Consider the following 16,753-nt stretch of genomic DNA (forward strand, 5'->3'; position numbering starts at 1 on the left):
AATCATGACTCAGCAGCAGATGTCGGGCTATGCCCCGACCCCGCCCGCCGCCCGTATGGAGAACCACGGCAACGCCATGGTGAAGATCGCCATGCAGAGCGGCCAGGACGTCTTCGCGCGCACCGGCTCGATGGTCGCCTACGAAGGCTTCGTCCAGTACGAGCCCAACCCGCCCGCCGTGCGCCAGATGGCCTCCCAGTGGCTCACCGGTGAGGGCGCCCCGCTGATGAAGTGCTCCGGCGACGGCCTGCTCTTCCTCGCCGACTACGGCGCCGATGTGGTCTGCATCAACCTCAACGACGATGCGCTCTCCGTCAACGGCACCAACATCCTGGCCTTCGACGCACACCTCCAGTGGGGCGTGCAGCGCGTCAAGGGGATGGCGAAGTTCGCAGGCCAGGGGCTCTTCAACGTCGGGATCGCCGGCACCGGGTGGGTCGCCCTGACCTCCCGGGGCACGCCCATCGTCGTCGACTGCGGCCGCGGCGAGGACGAGACCTATGTGGACCCCGACGCCCTCGTGGCCTGGTCCACCAACCTGAAGATGAAGGGCAAGCGCAGCTTCAAGGCGTCCTCGATGATCGGACGCGGCAGCGGCGAGGCGTACCAGCTCGGCTTCTCCGGCCAGGGGTTCGTCGTCGTCCAGCCCAGCGAGGACAGCACCGACCGGCTCCGGGCCCGGGGCTGAGGGGGAGGACCGAACACGTCATGCAGAGTCCGCTTTTCGCCTTCACCGAGACGCAGACCCAGGACCGCTACGCCCTGCAGAACGAACAGCTGCTGCGGGTCGCCCTCCAGGGCCACGAGGACCTCCTCGCCCGTAAGGGATCGATGGTCGCCTATCAGGGACTGCTCGAATTCGAGGGCAACTACCAGACGGAGGGCCAGCACCGGGCCCGCGCCATGACCGGTGAGGCCCTCGACCTGATGCGGGTCTCCGGGCAGGGCACCGTCTACCTGGCCAACCTCGCCCAGTACATCCATGTGGTCGACGTCGACCACCAGGGGCTGACCATCGACAGCAGCTATGTCCTGGCGCTGGATTCCACCCTCCACTGGGAGGCCGTCTCCGTCGACAGCCAGTTCGGCATCTCCGGCACCGGCAAGTACCAGCTCAACATCTCCGGGCAGGGCAAGGTCGTGCTGATGACCTCCGGCCAGCCGCTGATGCTGCAGGTCACGCCCGAGAAGTACGTCAACGCCGACGCGGATGCGGTGGTCGCCTGGTCCAAGTCGCTGCGGGTGCAGATGCAGGCGCAGACGCACTCCTCCGGGGTGTGGCGGCGGCGCGGCAACACCGGCGAGGGCTGGGAGCTCAGCTTCCTCGGACAGGGCTATGCGCTGGTGCAGCCCAGCGAGCTGCTGCCGCCGCAGAACGCCGTGATCGGGTCCGGGATGGCCGCCCAGTTCGGCATGGGCCAGCACGGCGCCCATGGCGCCAACCAGGGCAACATCTTCACCAACTGACGCACCGCGCGCACGGATCCGGCGCCCGCCCCCTGGGGGACGGGCGCCGGACACGTCTGTTCAGAGAAGCGCGCGGGTGCGCTCCACCAGGTGCACCACCGACGCATCGGCGACGGATGCCACCTCGTCGTACGGGAACCACCGCAGGTCCAGCGACTCGTCGCTGATCGCCGCCTCGGCGCCCTCGGGGGCCAGCGCGGCGTACTGGACGTCCAGATGCCAGGCGCAGGGCGTGTGATGGCGGTCCAGCCGCACCGGTCCGCCGGGCAGCAGCGCCAGCCCGCTCGCGATCCCGGACTCCTCGCGCGCCTCGCGCAGCGCCGCGTCCGCCAGCGAGGCGTCCTCCGGCTCGCAGTGGCCGCCCATCTGGAGCCACATCCCCAGCTTGCGGTGCAGCGTGAGCAGCACCCGGCCGCCCTGCGGGTCGATCACCAGCGCGCTCGCGGTGATGTGCCCGTCCTTGCAGGGCTTCCACAGGCCGTCCTGGTGGGCGGCGACATGGTCGAGATAGGCCAGCCGCAGCTGCTCCTGTTCGGCCGACGGCGCGGGCCACTCCTTGAGCACCCGCGCCGCGTCCTCGCGCAGACTCACTTGTCGCCGTCCCCCTTGCTGTCCTTGCCGTCCTTGCCGTCGTCGGAGGCCTGGCCGCCGGATCCCTGGTCATCGGCGTCCCTGGTGCCCTCGGCGGGCCCGCTGCCCCCGGCGGGCTTGGACAGGTCGGGCCTGCCGCCGCTCGCGGCCTCGCCCAGCATCTTGTCGAGCTCGGAGAAGTCCGGGTGCTCGTGATGCACGAAGCCGTCCGGATCGTCCAGGTCGGCCGCCGTCGGCAGCATGTCCGGGTGCGCCCACAGGCCGTCGCGGCCCTCCAGCCCCCGGGCGTCCGTCAGGGAGGCCCACAGCCGGGAGGCGTCCCGCAGCCGCCGCGGACGCAGCTGGAGACCGATCAGCGTGGAGAACGTCTGCTCGGCCGGGCCACCGCTCGCCCGGCGCCGCCGCAGCGTCTCACGGAGCTTGTCCGACGACGGCAGATGCGGCTTGGCGGCGGCGTGCACCACCGCGTCCACCCAGCCCTCGACGAGCGCCAGCGCGGTCTCCAGACGGGCCAGCGCGGCCTTCTGCTCCGGGGTGTCCTCGGGCTGGAACATGCCCTGCTGCAGGGCATTCTGCAGCTCCTCGGGATGCTGCGGGTCGATCTGGCCGACCACGTCCTCCAGCTTGGTCGTATCGACCTTGATGCCGCGCGCGTAGCCCTCGACGGCACCGAACAGATGCGAGCGCAGCCACGGCACATGCGCGAAGAGCCGCTGGTGGGCGGCCTCCCGCAGGGCCAGATACAGCCGCACCTCCTCCTCGGGCACACCCAGGCCCGCGCCGAACGAGGCGATGTTCCCGGGCAGCAGCGCGGCCTTGCCGGCCGGGCCCAGCGGCAGCCCGATGTCCGTCGACCCGACGACCTCACTGGCCAGCACGCCCAGCGCCTGGCCGATCTGGGTGCCGAACATCGCGCCGCCCATGGAGCGCATCATCCCGAGCAGCGGGCCCGCCATGGCCTGCATCTCCCCGGGCAGCACATCGCCCATCGCCGACCCGACGCGCTCGGCGAGCGGGTTCACCAGGTCCTGCCACACCGGGAGGGTCTCCTCGACCCACTCGGCGCGGCTCCAGGCCACCACCGAACCGGAACCCGACGGCAGCGACGTCACACCGTCCAGCCACAGGTCCGCCAGCCGTACGGCCTCCTCGACGGCGCTGCGCTCGCCCGGCGACAGGCTCGCGTCCTTGCTGCCGTCCTCGGCGCCCTGCGCGACGGTCTGCCGCGCGATGTCCTTGGCCATCTCCCAGTTCACCGGGCCACCCTCGTACGAGAGCATCTGGCCGAGCTTCTGGAAGGCGGCGCCCAGGTCGCCAGGGTTCATCTCGCCGCCGGGGCCGCTCATGCCGCCGAAGAGCGCCGCGAACGGATTGTCCGCGCCACCGCTCCCGCCACCGAACCCGAAGGGGTCCGCGGGGCCCTGGCTACCTCCCTGGCCGCCCTTCTTCTTGCCGTTGTCGCCGTCCTCCGGCTCCTCCGGCGGAAGGCCGAATCCAAATGGGGTGTCACTCACGGGTTTCCTCGGCTCGTAGGGCCATCGGCAGGGGCCGACGGCGGCTGCCCGACATCACCTCCAGCGTAGACACCCCGCCCGCTTCGGGGCTCGGTGCTTCGCCGGGGCGGTGCCTGCGGCAGGATGGACGGCACCTGGTACGTACGCGTCATCTCGCGTGCGTACTGAATTCAACCGCTGGAGACGCCCGGTGAGTTCCCCAGATCCGACCGTTCGCGCAGCGCGAAACGCTGCGGCCAAGCCCGAGCCGGCAGGCAACGGCGCAGGCGGCGCCGTGGACCGGCCGCTGCGCCGGCCCGTCGTGGCCGTCACCGGAGCCGCCTCCGGGGTCGGCGCGCTGCTCACCCGTGCCCTGGTGGCATCCGACGAGATCAAGCAGGTCGTGGCCATCGACGAGCGGCGCGGCGACGTCGCCGAGGCCCACTGGCACGTCCTGGACGTACGGGACCCGGCCATCGCCGACAAACTGCGCGGCGCCGACGTCGTCGTCCACCTGGCGCTCGATCTCGACCTGGAGACCGACGCCGCCGCCCGCACCGCCTACAACGTGCGCGGCACCCAGACCGTCCTGACCGCCGCCGCGGCGGCCGGCGTCCACCGGGTGGTGCTGTGCACCTCGGCCATGGTCTACGGCGCGCTGCCCGACAACGATGTTCCGTTGGCCGAGGACGCCGAGCTGCGGGCCACCGCGGACGCCACCGGCGTCGGCGACCTCCTGGAGATCGAGCACCTCGCCCACCGCGCGCCCCGCGCACACCCTGGCCTGAACGTCACCGTCGTGCGCCCCGCCGTCCTGGTGGGCGGCACCGACACCGCCCTGACCCGCTATTTCGAGTCGCCCCGCCTCCTGGTCGTGGCCGGATCCCGCCCCGCCTGGCAGTTCTGCCATGTCGAGGACCTGGTCGGCGCCCTGGAGTACGCCGCCCTGGAGAAGGTCGACGGCGAGCTGGCGGTGGGCTGCGACGGCTGGCTGGAGCAGGAGGAGGTCGAGGAGCTGTCCGGCATCCGGCGCATGGAGCTGCCGTCCTCGGTGGCCCTGGGGGCCGCCGCCCGGCTGCACCGCATCGGGCTGACCCCGTCGCCCGCCGGGGACCTCGCGTACACCATGCATCCCTGGGTGGTCAGCGGCAGCCGCCTCCACGAGGCGGGCTGGCGGCCGAAGTGGACCAACGAGGAGGTGCTCGCCGAGCTCCTGGAGGAGGTCGCCGGCCGCCACACCGTCGCGGGCCGCCGCCTGGGCCGCAAGGACGCCACCGCCGCCGGTGCCGCCGGCGCGACCGTCGCTCTCCTGGGCACCGCAGCACTGGTCCGCCGCGCCCGCAAGGCCCGCCGCCGTATCTGATCCACACGCGGCCCGGGGGCCGGGGGCCGTGTGCGCCGGGCTGTACGAGCCTCCATACGGCGGCCCGGACGCCCGGTGGAATCGGCCATTTCCCGGCGCGCCGCTGGTACGGCACGATGGAGGTATGTCTGCCGAAACCCCAGCACCCGGCCGCGACCACCCCGGCGAGCGGGCCGCCGAGGACCCGATCCGGCTCATCGCGATCCGCGACACCGCGCTGTCCGTGGACGAGGTCTTCGCGGCCGTCGGGGACGCCGCTGCGGGCGGCACGGCGCTGTTCGTCGGCACGGTCCGTTCGCACGACGGTGGTGCGGACGTCGAGGGGCTCGGCTACTCTGCGCACCCCTCCGCCGTGGCAGAGATCCGCCGGATCGCCGAGAAGGTGGTCGCCGACTACCCCGTCCGGGCGCTGGCCGCCGTACACCGAGTGGGTGATCTGGCCATCGGCGATCTGGCGGTCGTCGTGGCGGTCTCCTGCCCGCACCGGGGCGAGGCGTTCGAGGCGTGTCGCAAGCTGATCGACGACCTCAAACACCAGGTTCCCATCTGGAAGCACCAGACGTTCTCTGATGGGGCAGAGGAGTGGGTAGGGGTTTAGAAAGGCCATCCGAGCGGACCGGGGCGCCGTTGCTCCGGTTGCGTAACCCGCCCCCTGGCGTAAGCGTTGACCTATCGGATGGTTAATCTGCTAATCGTCGATTGCGGTTGTGCAAGGGGTTGGGAGGTCGCTGTGGGTGCGCTCCTGTGGTTGCTGGTTCCGGTTATGGCCGCGCTCGTCGCCACGGTGTGGAGTACCTGGACCCAACGCAGCCGTAAGTCCGGGGACGGCGAGGAACTCGCGGGCTACGCCCGGTTCCGCGAGGCGATGGAGCGGGAGCATTCCGTTTCTGACCCCGCCTCGGACCCCGCCTGACGGTCCGCCGGTATATGCGGTAGCAACCGCAGTCCGCTCGTCCCCGTCCGGACGGGCCCCGCGGGCCGGTTGTCATACCCGTCCCGTACTGTCGTTCCATGCCACGCCGCACCGCGACGCTGCTCGCCTCGACCATGATGCTGATCGCGCTGCTCATCATTGCGGTGCTGATCCCCGTGCCGTACGCGGCGATGTCACCGGGCCCGACGGTGAACACCCTCGGCGATCATGGGGGGGCGCCGGTGCTGCAGATCTCCGGGCGCCGGACCTACCAGCCGACCGGTCACCTCAACATGACCACGGTCCGGGTCACCGGCCCCGACTACACCATGAACCTCTTCGAGGCGCTCATCGGCTGGCTGGACCACGACGGCACCGTGGTGCCGCACAAGACGCTCTACCCCGAGGGGCAGACGGCCGAGCAGGCCGACCAGGAGAACGCCGAGGAGTTCACCCAGTCCCAGGAGAGCGCCAAGGTCGCCGCGCTCCACCAGCTGCACATCCCGGTGGCGGAGCAGACGGTGGTCGCCTCCGTCATGAAGGACAAGCCGGCCGACGGGCGGCTGCACGCGGGCGATGTGATCAAGGCGGTGGACGGCAGGCCCGTCAAGGCGATGGGCGATGTCGCCAAGCTGGTCACCCGGCACAAGCCGGGCGAGAAGACCGTCTTCACGGTCATCCCCGCCAAGGTGGCGGCCGCCGCGGAGAAGAAGGGCAAGAAGCCCACAACCGGCCAGAAGCAGATCACCGTCACCACCGCCAAGGCCACCAACGGCCGGGCCATCGTCGGCATCCAGGCCGGGGTGGACCACATATTCCCGTTCCCCATCGACATCAAGCTGGCCGATGTCGGCGGCCCCAGCGCCGGCCTGATGTTCGCGCTCGGCATCGTCGACAAGCTGACGACCGGGAACATGACCGGCGGCAAGTTCGTGGCCGGTACGGGCACCATCGACGACAAGGGGAACGTCGGCCCGATCGGCGGTATCTCGATGAAGACGGTCGGCGCGCGGGGCAAGGGCGCCCAGTTCTTCCTGACGCCCAAGGACAACTGCGCGACCGCCGCCAAGGACACTCCGCAGGGCCTGACCCTGGTGAAGGTCGGCACCATAGGTGACGCCGTCAAGGCACTGGAGAAGATCCGCACGGGCGACACCGCCGGCCTGCCGAGCTGCACCCCGGCAGGCCGGTCGTAGCGCCCGAGAGGCGCGCGCCTACGCCTCGAAGGTCGCGGACAGCGCGTCCGCAAGTCCCGGCACCAGCGCGGAGCCGGTGAGCACCTCGGACGTGGAGTCCTTCTCGCGCAGCCGCAGCGCCGATTCGCGCGCCCCGTCGCGCAGTACGGCCACCGTCATCCGGACCTCCTGGCGGTCCGGGTGCCCGGCGACCCACTTGGCGAGCTGCGTCTCGTTCATCCCCTCGGGCACGGAGTCCTCGGCGGACGGCGGCAGCATCAGCCGTTCCACGGTCAGCGCGCAGCCGGCGACGGCGTCCGGCCAGGCGATGGTGGCGAGGAATTCGTCGAGCGGCGCGTCGGCGGGGATCTCGTCCTGCTCGACGGGGGTCAGGGAAGCGGTCGTGGAGTCGTCGATGCCGAGCTGGGCGGCGAGCGAGGGCTCCTGATCGCGCAGCTTGGCGGTGTCGACGAGGGCGAACAGTCGGGCGGGCTGGTCCCAGCCGAGCCCGGCGGCGTACTCGTCGATTTCGAGCACGGCGCGGGTCAGTGGGTCGGCGGCGAGGGGGGTGCCGTCAACGGGGAGGTTGGTCATGTTCCACATCGTGCCTTGTCCGTCCCGGAAAACGGGAACCGAGTAAAGCCTTCGTAAGTTGCATCACTGGGTCCTACTATCGCCGGGCCTGTTCCACACAACAGCGAACTTCGAGGTGCGCACCTTGGCTTTCCAGATGCCGGACCGCGGCGGAGGCCCTTCCGGGCCACGGATCAGAGTCGGCCGACCGTCCCGGCGGGTGAGGACCCTGCTCATGACGCTGGGCGTACTGGCCGTACTGGCCATGCTCTTCGTCATGTTCTCCGGGTTCTGGACCGACTGGCTGTGGTACCGATCGGTCCATTACTCGTCGGTCTTCACCACGACCCTGTGGACCAAGATCGGTCTGTTCTTCGCCTTCGGTGCCGTGATGGCGGTGGCCGTCGGCGTCAACATCTGGCTGGCGCACCGGTTGCGGCCGCCGCTGAGCGCGATGTCCATGGAGCAGCAGAGCCTGGACCGCTACCGGATGGGCATTGCCCCGTTCAAGAAGTGGGCGCTGATCGCGATCACCGCGGTGATCGGGCTGATCGCGGGCGCCTCCGCCTCCGGTGAGTGGCGTACCTGGCTGCAATGGGTCAATGGCGTGCCATTCGGGCAAAAGGACCCGCAGTTCGGCATGGACGTCGCGTTCTACGCCTTCGACCTGCCGTGGTACCGCTTCCTGCTGAGCTTCGGCTTCGCCTGCGCGGTGCTGTGTCTGGTCGCCGCCGCCCTGACGCACTACCTCTACGGCGGGCTGCGGGTGACCAGCCCCGGCTCGCGGGCCACGGCCGCCGCGACCGGTCACCTTTCGGTGCTGCTGGGCATCTTCGTCTCGCTCAAGGCCATCGCGTACTGGCTCGACCGGTACGGCCTGGCGGTCAAGTCCACCGGCCTGAAGTCGGCGGACAACTGGGCCGGGATGCGCTACGTCGACGCCCACGCCTATCTCCCGGCGAAGACCATCCTGTTCTTCATCGCGGCGATCTGTGCGGTGCTGTTCTTCGCGACCCTGTGGCGCCGCACCTGGCAGCTGCCGGTGATCGGCTTCGGGCTGATGGTGCTCTCGGCGATCCTGATCGGCGGGCTGTATCCGGCGATCGTGCAGAAGTTCCAGGTCCAGCCCAACGAGGCGAGCAAGGAAGCGCCGTACATCAAGCGGAACATCAAGGCGACCCGGGACGCATACGACATCCGGGACTCCGAGGTCATGCCGTACAAGGGCGACTACAAGCCCGCCGGCAAGGAGGACAGCCGGCGGCTGCGGGACGATGCCGACACCACGGCCAGCATGCGGCTGCTCGACCCGAATGTGGTCTCGCCGGCCTTCCAGCAACAGCAGCAGGTGCGGGCGTACTACCAGTTCCCCTCCACCCTTGACGTCGACCGGTACAAGGACAAGGGCGGCGCCGAGCAGGACACCGTCATCGGTCTGCGCGAGCTGAACATCGCCGGCATCCCGGACCACAACTGGATCAACGACCACTTCAAGTACACCCACGGCTACGGCGCGGTCTCCGCGAAGGGGACCGAGACGGCCGACGGCGGCGGTCCGAAGTACAGCGAGTCGGACCTGCCGACCAAGGGGCAGCTCGTCGGTCCCTACCAGCAGCGGGTGTACTACGGCGAGAAGACCTCCCAGTACTCGATCGTCGGCGGTCCGCAGAAGGAACTGGACTACTCCGACGACAGCGGTGAGAAGAGCTATCGCTATACGGGCAAGAGCGGGGTGAATCTCTCCAACCCGATCAACCGCGCCGCGTACGCGGTGGCGTTCGGGGAGCCGCAGATCCTCTACTCCGGCGCGATCGGCGACGGTTCGCGGATCCTGTACAACCGCACGCCCAAGGAGCGGGTCGAGGCGGTCGCCCCCTGGCTGACCATCGACGGCGATGCCTATCCGGCGGTCATCAAGGGCCGGATCCAGTGGATCGTGGACGCCTACACCACCAGCAACGGCTATCCGTACGCCTCGCGCACCACGCTCGGGGACACCACGGCCGATTCGCTCACCGACGGGCAGCGGGCGGTGGTGGCCCAGCAGAATCAGGTCAACTACATCCGCAACTCCGTCAAGGCGACGGTCGATGCCTACGACGGCTCGGTCAAGCTCTACCAGTGGGACGAGAAGGACCCGGTCCTCAAGACCTGGATGAAGTCGTTCCCCGGTACGGTCAAGAAGAAGGCCGATATAAGCCCTCAGCTGAAGGAGCATCTGCGGTATCCGCAGGACCTGTTCAAGGTGCAGCGGCAGCTGCTGACCACCTACCACGTCACCGAGCCCGGGACCTTCTACTCCGGTTCGGAGCGCTGGCAGGTCCCGAGCGACCCGACGACCAAGTCGGGCAACGCCGTGCCGCCGTACTACCTGAGCATGAAGATGCCGGACCAAAAGGACCAGGCCTTCTCGCTGACGACGACGTTCACGCCCAACAAGAAGGACAACCTGGGCGCCTTCATGGCCGTCGACGCCAATGCGATGAGCCCCGACTACGGCAGGATCAGACTCCTGAAACTGCCCGCTCAGACACCGGTTCCAGGTCCCCAGCTGGCGCAGTCGAAGTTCAACTCCGATCCCACGATCGCCAATGAGCTCAACATCCTCAAGAGAGGCGATTCGGAGATCGAGTACGGCAATCTGCTGACCGTGCCACTGGACGGCGGGCTGCTGTACGTCGAACCGGTCTATTTGCGCGGCGCCGGAACCAACTACCCACTGCTGAAGAAGGTGTTGGTCAGCTACGGCGACAACAAGCCGGTCCTGGAGGACTCCCTCGAGGACGCGCTGGATGTCGTCTTCGGCAAGAAGGCGCCGAGTACGGGCACCAAGCCACCGGGCGGTGAGACCGGCCAGCAGCCGCCGGCCAACCAGACGGTGCAACAGGCGCTGAGCGACGCCGAGAAGGCCTACGAGGACGGCGAGAAGGCCCTCGAGCGCAAGGACTTGGCGGGGTACGACGCCGCCAAGAAGAGGCTCAAGGCGGCGCTGGACCGGGCGGCGAAGGCGTCCGAGGAGGCGAAGTCGGCCGGCAAGGGCAACAAGTCGGGCGGCTGAGCCGGTCCGGCAGCAACTGAGGTCCGTGCGGCCGCCGGTGAACGTACCGGCGGCCGCACGGCAGCTCTGGTCCGGGGCCACCCCGGCCCCGTGATAGCGTGAGGGCACAACGACGCGGGGTGGAGCAGCTCGGTAGCTCGCTGGGCTCATAACCCAGAGGTCGCAGGTTCAAATCCTGTCCCCGCTACTGAAGATGAAGGCCCGGATCTTTCACGATCCGGGCCTTCGTCATGTGTCTGTTGTGTGGTGTGAGGTCGGTGCCGGTGAAGGCCGCGTCGAACTGCGGATGTGGCGAACCTGTGTGCTTGAGTTTGACAAGTCGCCGTGTCGGGAAGTCGACAAACCGCTGAAGTGACCTCACTGGCTGCGGTATACCAGGTGTACGCGGGTTACAGGTGGTGCGACGATGGCTGTTATGGGGGACAAGGCAAGGTTGTTGGAGACAGACCGGTTTGTGCATGCGCCCGACGACGGGCGCGAATCCGAGCTGCCGATGGATGCGATGGAGGCCGCGGAGGCCGCCGAAGCGTCCGATGCGGTCACCGAGACCGGCCACCGCCGGGCCGCCGAGGCGGGTGACACCGCCGCGATGAGCGCGCTCGGCGCGATGCTGCTGCGCCGCGGCGACCTGGACGGCGCCGAGCCGCATCTGCGCTCCGCCGCCGCGGCCGGCGACCGCGCCGCGGCCAACAACCTCGGCGTACTGCTCCACCAGCGCGGCTACACCGACGAGGCGGGCGGCTGGTGGCGGATCGCCGCCGTCGCCGGTTCCGCCGCGGCCGCGCACGCCCTCGGCCGGCACTACCGCGAGCGCGGCGACGAGCCCGCCGCCGAGTACTGGCTGCGTCAGTCCGCCGAATCCGGCCACTGCCTGGGCGCGTACGCCCTCGCCGACCTGCTCGAACACCGCGGCGACGTCGGCGCCGAGCGCTGGTTCCGCGCCGCCGCCGAGCGCGGCCACCGCGAGGCCGCCTACCGCCTCGCCCGGATCATCGAGGACGGCCGCGACGCCGACCGCCGTACGGTGCCCGCCTACGGGGAGCTGAACCGGCAGGCCGAGGCCGAGCAGTGGTACCGCCAGGCCGCCGCCCGCGGCCACCGCAGGGCGGCCCTGCAGCTGGGCGCGCTCCTGGAGGACCGCGGCGACATCCAGGAGGCGGGCCGCTGGTACCTGTCCGCCGCCAAGGACGGCGAGGCGCGGGCCGCCTGCGCGCTGGGCTTCCTGCTGCGCGACGCCGGCGACGAGGAGAGCGCCGCCGAGTGGTGGCGGCGCGCCGCCCAGGACGGCGACGGCAACGCCGCCAATGCGCTGGGCGCGCTGCACGCCGACCGCGGCGAGCTGCAGACCGCCGAGCGCTGGTACCGCGTCGCACTGGACGCGGGCGACGTCAACGGCGCGTACAACATCGGCCTGCTCTGCGCCGAGCAGGGCCGGGCCGAGGGCGGCGAGCAGTGGTACCGCCGCGCCGCCTACGCCGGGCACCGCGAGGCGGCCAACGCGCTCGCCATTCTGCTGCTGCAGCGCGGCGATGCCGCGGGCGCCGAGCCGTGGTTCTCCAAGGCGGCCGAGGCGGGCAGCGTGGACGCCGCGTTCAACCTCGGCATCCTCTTCGCCGGGCGCGGCGAGGAGCGCACCGCGCACGCCTGGTACGAGCGGGCGGCGGCGGCCGGGCACACCGAGGCGGCGCTGCAGGTCGCCATCGTGCAGCTGCGGGACGGCGATCTGCAGGACGCGGAGCGCAATCTGCGCTGCGCGGCCGGCGGCGGCAGCCCCGAGGCCGCCTTCCGGCTCGCGGACCTCCTGGACCGCAGGGCCTCGGCGGCGGGCGAGGGACCGGCGGACAGCGACCGCACCGCGGACGACGAGAGCACGCAGTGGTACGAGCGGGCCGCGCGGCAGGGGCACCGCCGCGCCCAGGTCCGGGTTGGCATGTTCGCGGCAGCACGGGGTGACCTGGTCGAGGCCGCGAACTGGTACCGCGCGGCGGCCGAGGCCGGCAGCTGTAACGGCGCCTTCAACCTCGGGCTGCTGCTGGCCCGCGAGGGAAGCCTCCCCGAGGCCGCCCTGTGGTGGCAGCGGGCCGCCGAGGACGGCCACGGCCGCGCGGCACTGCGCCTGGCGCTGCTGGCCGCCCGGCGCGGCGCGCTGGCCGAGGCGCAGACCTGGTGCGCGCGGGCCGTGGAGCTGGGCCCGCCCGAGGTCGCCGAGCGCGCGGCGCGGCTGCGTACGGCGCTCCAGGAGGAGCTCAGCGCGTAGTGGCGCTCCGGGTTCCCAGGGCCGGAACAAAGGGGCCGGTCCTGGGCCCGCGGAAGGGATTTGCGCTGGTCGTCGGGCTGGGGTTAAAGTAAGGGCACAACGACGCGGGGTGGAGCAGCTCGGTAGCTCGCTGGGCTCATAACCCAGAGGTCGCAGGTTCAAATCCTGTCCCCGCTACTGAAGGCCAAGGCCCGGATTCCTCGAGAATCCGGGCCTTTGTCGTACGCCTGGAGCCTACGGCCGCCCGGCCGCCGGTTCACGGCCGGTGGCCCACCGCCTCCGCGTACAGCGAGCGGTCGACGATCCTGTTCTCCGGCAGCGGCGCCCCCTTGGTGACGCCCGCGTCCCGGTAGGCCTTCTGCAGCCGGGCCGCGGTGCCCTTGCGGATCTCCCAGTCCATCCGGAGCGGCGGCACCGAGGCCAGGACCCCGGCGTCCACCTTGAGCAGCTTCGCCAGCTCGGTGACGAACGCCTTGTCGGCCTTGTAGTCACCGGCGAAGTAGGTGTTGACGGTGCGGATGTAGGCGCGCAGGAAGGCGACGCCCGCGTCGGGGTCCTGATGAAGCAGATTCGGGCCGTAGAGGGCGCCGCCGAGCGGTTCGCCCTGGGGCTGTCCGCCGAGGAACGTGTACGTCCGGTCGCCGGCGATCCGCCGCCAGACGGGATCGAGCAGCCAGGCGCAGTCCACGCCGCCGCCGGTCAGGGCGGTCAGTACGTCGGAGGAGCCGAGCTGCTGGAAGGCGACGGAGTTCATGTCGGCGCCGTGTGCGGCGAAGGTCCTGGCCATCGGGTACATGATCACGGAGCCCTTGCCGATCATGGTGCCCATCGTCGCGCCCTTGAGGGACACCGAGGACGCGCCCCGGCCGTTCTTCAGACGCGCCCACAGGCCGCTCCTGGACTTCGGGTCGGGGGAGAAGTTTCCGGCCACCCAGCGGATGTCGAAGCCGCCGTTGACGCCGTTGACGACGGCGGCCTCGGGGGCTGCCCACAGGGCGTCCAGATCGCCCTTGGCCAGCAGCGGCAGCGCCTCCGGGGTGGGCAGCACCTTGAGCCTGACGTCCAGGCCCTCCTTCTTGAACTCGCCCTTGGCGATGGCCAGTCGGAGCGGTGCGGCGTACTCGGCGTTGAGGGTGCCGGTGGCGACCGTGAGGGTGCGGTGCTTCCTGAGGGGCGCGGGGGCGGGGGTGCCTTTGTCGCAGCGGGCCGGGGTGCGGCCGGGGGAGCGGTCGGCGGGGTCGGTCCAGGAGGCCGTGCCGCAGCCCGCCACCGGCTTGATGGTGCGGGGCTCGGCGGCGGTGGTGGTGTCCGGCCCGGCGGTGCAGCCCGCGCCGAGGGCGAGGGCTGCGGTGAGCACGGCGAGGGTGGTGGTGCGGGAGCGCAGCATGGGTCCTCCGTGCGGGACGGTCCGGGAGTTGAGGGTCAGTTCTGGGCGTGGCCGCGGTCGCGGGGGGCCCAGGGGGTGAGGAACCGCCCGGCCAGCCGCACCAGTTCGGAGAAGAGGACACCCAGGACGGCGACACAGACGATGCCGACGAACATCACGTCGTTCTGGAACAGGGCACGCGAGTCGAAGATCAGATGGCCCAGGCCGTCGGTGGCGGCGATCTGTTCGGAGGCGACGATCACCAGCACGGCCACGCCCGCGGCGATCCGGGCGCCCACCAGGACGGCGGGCAGCGAGGCGGGCAGCAGGACATGGCGGAACATCTGCCAGGGGCTCGCGCCGAACACCTGCCCCGCATCACGGTGCCCGGCGGGAACGGCGAGCACCGCCGCCATCGTGGAGATCCATACGAAGAAGAAGACCGTGGCGGCGACGAGCGCCACCTGCGGGCCCTCGCCGAGGCCGAACATATTGAGGAAGACGGGCAGGAGGGCGAGTTTGGGGACGACGTAGAGGGCGTCGAGGAGGGGTTCCAGGGCGGCCCGTACGAGCGAGAGGGAGCCCATCAGGAGGCCCAGGAGGTAGCCCGCGACGGTGCCGATGGCGTAGCCGGCCAGGACGCGCTGGAGGGTGGCGCGCACGTCCGGCCACAGCTCGCCCGCCAGCGCGCGGTGCCGGCCGTCGGCCAGGATGGTGGACGGCGCGGGGTAGACGCGGGCGTCGATCCAGGACTGGGAGGCGGCCAGCTGCCACAGCAGGACGAGCGCGAGGGGGACGGCCACGGCCAGCGAGCGTTCGAGGGTGCGCCGGCGGCGCTGGGTGCGTTCGGGGCGGAGCTCCTGCGGCCCTGGGCGGCGGACCAGGAGGCGGTCGGGCGCGGCTGCGCGGGGTGTGGTGGTCATGCCGGTACGGCCCCCTTCCTGGGGGCGGTGGCCCGCCCGTCGACCTCGCCGCGCAGCAGCTCCCACAACTCGGCCTTCAGCGCGGTGAATTCGGGGGTGGCGCGGATCTCGCCGGTGCGTGGGCGGGCGAACGGCGGGCGGCGTTCGGCGATGATCCGGCCGGGCCGGGCGGACAGCACCAGCACCCGGTCGCCGAGCACGATGGCCTCTTCGAGGCTGTGGGTGATGAAGAGGGTGGTGGTGCGGGTGGTCTGGGTGAGGTCGAGGAGCTCGTCCTGGAGGATGGTGCGCAGCTGGGCGTCCAGGGCCGCGAACGGCTCGTCCATCAGCAGGATTTCGGGCTCGACGGCGAGGGCGCGGGCGATGGCGACGCGCTGGCGCATACCGCCGGAGAGGGCGGCCGGGTAGGCGTCCGCGAAGTCGGCGAGCCCCATCCGGGCGAGCCAGGAGCGGGCGCGCTCATCGGCCTCCTTGCGGGGCAGGCGCTGGATGTCGAGGCCGAAGCGGACATTGGCCAGGACGGTCTTCCAGTCGTAGATCCCGTAGTCCTGGAAGATCATCGCGGCGGGGCGGTCGGTGCTCGCCCGGATCTCGAGTTCGCCCGCGCTGGGGCGCAGCAGCCCGGCCGCGATCCGTAGCAGGGTCGATTTTCCGCAGCCGGACGGGCCGACGATGCAGACGAACTCGCCGGACGCGATCTCGGCGTCGACGGGGCCGAGGGCGGCCAGCGCCTTGCTGCCGCGGCCGAACGAACGGGCCAGGGCGCGGGCGCACAGCGCCGGAGGGCGGGGGAATCTGTCGGCGGGCGGGGACGGGCGCGGCTCTCCCACGGGGTGCTCCTTGCGGGTGCGGAGTGCGGACAAGGGGGCGCGGGGATATGGGGCCGGGACGGGTGCGTCCGGTGGCCGAAAAGTGCGGCCCGCCGACGATATGACGGGTCGTCAGATACGGGCAAGGGGGCGTGCATACCCCGGTGTGGGCCTACGGAAGGCGGTGCGGGCGCGAACGAGCCTGCGGCGGCGGGCACGCGAAGGAGCCCGCTGCCGTCGCGGGCGCGGGCTCGGTGTGATGGATGGCGATGACCTGGGGGCGGCCCGGACGGGGGCCGGCTCCCGTGGTGTCAGGAGTGGTGGGCGGTGCAGTTGGGGCAGATGCCCCGGTAGGTCACCGTGACCTCGGAGACCTCGAAGCCGTAGCGCTCCGGTTCGGGCAGGGCCGAGAGCGGGTCGCCCTGGACGTGGACGTCGCGGATCGTGCCGCACCGCGAGCAGACGAGGTGCTGGTGGTCGTGGTGGGCGTTCGGGTCGTAGCGCTTCGCCCGGCCGTCCGTGCTCACCTCGAGCACCTCACCGAGCGAGACCAGCTCGCCCAGCGTGTTGTAGACCGTGGCGCGAGAGATCTCGGGGAGCCGCTCGGTCGCCAGGGCGTGCACCTCGTCGGCGGTGTAGTGGACGTGGTCCCCGTCGAGGACCTCGGCGACGACGCGTCGCTGCGCGGTCAGCCGCCAGCCGCGTCCCCGGAGCCGTTCCAGCAGGTCACTCATGCCAATCACCTATCAGTCAGATACAGCCCAG

15 protein-coding genes and 2 tRNA genes are annotated in these 16,753 nt (G+C 70.9%); 10 read left to right on the forward strand and 7 right to left on the reverse strand.

Annotated features, from left to right (window positions below; genetic code table 11):
- Positions 1-4: 4 nt before the first annotated feature.
- Both AB0D04_RS03310 and AB0D04_RS03315 read left to right on the forward strand, forming a co-directional pair.
- Positions 5-688 carry an AIM24 family protein gene (locus tag AB0D04_RS03310; RefSeq protein WP_362698872.1) on the forward strand — a complete coding sequence of 228 codons (684 nt, stop codon included), beginning with the start codon at positions 5-7 and terminating at the stop codon, positions 686-688.
- Positions 689-708: 20 nt separating this feature from the next.
- Complete coding sequence (locus tag AB0D04_RS03315) at positions 709-1,467, forward strand: AIM24 family protein (RefSeq protein ID WP_362698874.1); 759 nt, start codon at positions 709-711, stop codon at positions 1,465-1,467.
- A 60-nt stretch (positions 1,468-1,527) separates the two neighbouring features.
- Here the strand turns inward: AB0D04_RS03315 and AB0D04_RS03320 are convergent, their stop codons facing one another.
- Both AB0D04_RS03320 and AB0D04_RS03325 read right to left on the reverse strand, forming a co-directional pair.
- On the reverse strand, positions 1,528-2,058 hold the full coding sequence (locus tag AB0D04_RS03320) for an NUDIX hydrolase (RefSeq protein ID WP_362698876.1): 531 nt from the start codon (positions 2,056-2,058) through the stop codon (positions 1,528-1,530).
- Positions 2,055-3,572 carry a zinc-dependent metalloprotease gene (locus tag AB0D04_RS03325; protein WP_362698878.1) on the reverse strand — a complete coding sequence of 506 codons (1,518 nt, stop codon included), beginning with the start codon at positions 3,570-3,572 and terminating at the stop codon, positions 2,055-2,057. Before AB0D04_RS03325 ends, AB0D04_RS03320 begins: the two co-directional genes overlap by 4 nt.
- A 190-nt stretch (positions 3,573-3,762) precedes the next feature.
- Here AB0D04_RS03325 and AB0D04_RS03330 point away from each other — a divergent pair, with 190 nt between their 5' ends.
- The 4 genes from AB0D04_RS03330 (at position 3,763) to AB0D04_RS03345 (ending at position 7,023) form a co-directional block, all read left to right on the forward strand.
- Positions 3,763-4,914 carry an SDR family oxidoreductase gene (locus AB0D04_RS03330; RefSeq protein WP_362698879.1) on the forward strand — a complete coding sequence of 384 codons (1,152 nt, stop codon included), beginning with the start codon at positions 3,763-3,765 and terminating at the stop codon, positions 4,912-4,914.
- Between the two features lie 124 nt (positions 4,915-5,038).
- Entirely contained in the window at positions 5,039-5,512 is a 474-nt protein-coding gene (locus AB0D04_RS03335; protein ID WP_362698881.1) for a molybdenum cofactor biosynthesis protein MoaE, read from the forward strand.
- 150 nt (positions 5,513-5,662) lie between these two features.
- Positions 5,663-5,827, forward strand: a complete 165-nt coding sequence (locus AB0D04_RS03340) for a hypothetical protein (RefSeq protein ID WP_362698883.1) — start codon at positions 5,663-5,665, stop codon at positions 5,825-5,827.
- Between the two features lie 98 nt (positions 5,828-5,925).
- Positions 5,926-7,023, forward strand: a complete 1,098-nt coding sequence (locus AB0D04_RS03345; RefSeq protein ID WP_362698884.1) for a PDZ domain-containing protein — start codon at positions 5,926-5,928, stop codon at positions 7,021-7,023.
- An 18-nt stretch (positions 7,024-7,041) separates the two neighbouring features.
- Here AB0D04_RS03345 and AB0D04_RS03350 read toward each other — a convergent pair whose 3' ends face one another.
- On the reverse strand, positions 7,042-7,596 hold the full coding sequence (locus AB0D04_RS03350; RefSeq protein WP_362698886.1) for a PPA1309 family protein: 555 nt from the start codon (positions 7,594-7,596) through the stop codon (positions 7,042-7,044).
- A 136-nt stretch (positions 7,597-7,732) separates the two neighbouring features.
- Here AB0D04_RS03350 and AB0D04_RS03355 point away from each other — a divergent pair, with 136 nt between their 5' ends.
- From AB0D04_RS03355 to AB0D04_RS03370, 4 genes are all read left to right on the forward strand, one after another.
- Complete coding sequence (locus AB0D04_RS03355; protein ID WP_362699084.1) at positions 7,733-10,633, forward strand: UPF0182 family protein; 2,901 nt, start codon at positions 7,733-7,735, stop codon at positions 10,631-10,633.
- Positions 10,634-10,746: 113 nt separating this feature from the next.
- Positions 10,747-10,820: transfer RNA gene (locus AB0D04_RS03360), tRNA-Met, on the forward strand.
- A 219-nt stretch (positions 10,821-11,039) separates the two neighbouring features.
- Positions 11,040-12,890 (forward strand): tetratricopeptide repeat protein, encoded by a 1,851-nt coding sequence (locus AB0D04_RS03365; RefSeq protein ID WP_362698888.1) that lies wholly within the window; start codon positions 11,040-11,042, stop codon positions 12,888-12,890.
- A gap of 103 nt (positions 12,891-12,993) precedes the next feature.
- Positions 12,994-13,067, forward strand: a tRNA-Met gene (locus AB0D04_RS03370).
- A gap of 79 nt (positions 13,068-13,146) precedes the next feature.
- Here AB0D04_RS03370 and AB0D04_RS03375 read toward each other — a convergent pair.
- The 4 genes from AB0D04_RS03375 to AB0D04_RS03390 form a co-directional block, all read right to left on the reverse strand.
- The gene (locus AB0D04_RS03375) at positions 13,147-14,277 is read right to left on the reverse strand and encodes an ABC transporter substrate-binding protein (protein ID WP_362698889.1); all 1,131 of its coding nucleotides are present in this window, start codon (positions 14,275-14,277) and stop codon (positions 13,147-13,149) included.
- Between the two features lie 35 nt (positions 14,278-14,312).
- Complete coding sequence (locus tag AB0D04_RS03380) at positions 14,313-15,179, reverse strand: ABC transporter permease (protein WP_362698891.1); 867 nt, start codon at positions 15,177-15,179, stop codon at positions 14,313-14,315.
- Positions 15,176-15,955, reverse strand: coding sequence for an ABC transporter ATP-binding protein (locus tag AB0D04_RS03385; RefSeq protein WP_362699086.1), 780 nt, complete (start codon positions 15,953-15,955; stop codon positions 15,176-15,178). The genes AB0D04_RS03380 and AB0D04_RS03385 overlap by 4 nt, the downstream gene beginning before the upstream one ends.
- A gap of 344 nt (positions 15,956-16,299) precedes the next feature.
- Positions 16,300-16,722: a Fur family transcriptional regulator gene (locus AB0D04_RS03390; RefSeq protein ID WP_362698893.1), complete on the reverse strand. Its 423-nt coding sequence runs from the start codon at positions 16,720-16,722 to the stop codon at positions 16,300-16,302.
- Positions 16,723-16,753 lie beyond the last annotated feature (31 nt).

The sequence above is a fragment of the Streptomyces sp. NPDC048483 genome (assembly GCF_040651455.1).
In the GTDB taxonomy this organism is placed as follows: domain Bacteria; phylum Actinomycetota; class Actinomycetes; order Streptomycetales; family Streptomycetaceae; genus Streptomyces.

Bases quoted from the DNA above. Each gene is read 5' to 3' on its own strand.
- AB0D04_RS03310 (WP_362698872.1), top strand. From the start codon at position 5: ATGACTCAGCAGCAGATGTCGGGCTATGCCCCGACCCCGCCCGCCGCC.
- AB0D04_RS03315 (WP_362698874.1), top strand. From the start codon at position 709: ATGCAGAGTCCGCTTTTCGCCTTCACCGAGACGCAGACCCAGGACCGC.
- AB0D04_RS03335 (WP_362698881.1), top strand. From the start codon at position 5,039: ATGTCTGCCGAAACCCCAGCACCCGGCCGCGACCACCCCGGCGAGCGG.
- AB0D04_RS03345 (WP_362698884.1), top strand. From the start codon at position 5,926: ATGCCACGCCGCACCGCGACGCTGCTCGCCTCGACCATGATGCTGATC.
- AB0D04_RS03350 (WP_362698886.1), bottom strand. From the start codon at position 7,596: ATGACCAACCTCCCCGTTGACGGCACCCCCCTCGCCGCCGACCCACTG.
- AB0D04_RS03355 (WP_362699084.1), top strand. From the start codon at position 7,733: ATGCCGGACCGCGGCGGAGGCCCTTCCGGGCCACGGATCAGAGTCGGC.
- AB0D04_RS03365 (WP_362698888.1), top strand. From the start codon at position 11,040: ATGGCTGTTATGGGGGACAAGGCAAGGTTGTTGGAGACAGACCGGTTT.
- AB0D04_RS03375 (WP_362698889.1), bottom strand. From the start codon at position 14,277: ATGCTGCGCTCCCGCACCACCACCCTCGCCGTGCTCACCGCAGCCCTC.
- AB0D04_RS03380 (WP_362698891.1), bottom strand. From the start codon at position 15,179: ATGACCACCACACCCCGCGCAGCCGCGCCCGACCGCCTCCTGGTCCGC.
- AB0D04_RS03390 (WP_362698893.1), bottom strand. From the start codon at position 16,722: ATGAGTGACCTGCTGGAACGGCTCCGGGGACGCGGCTGGCGGCTGACC.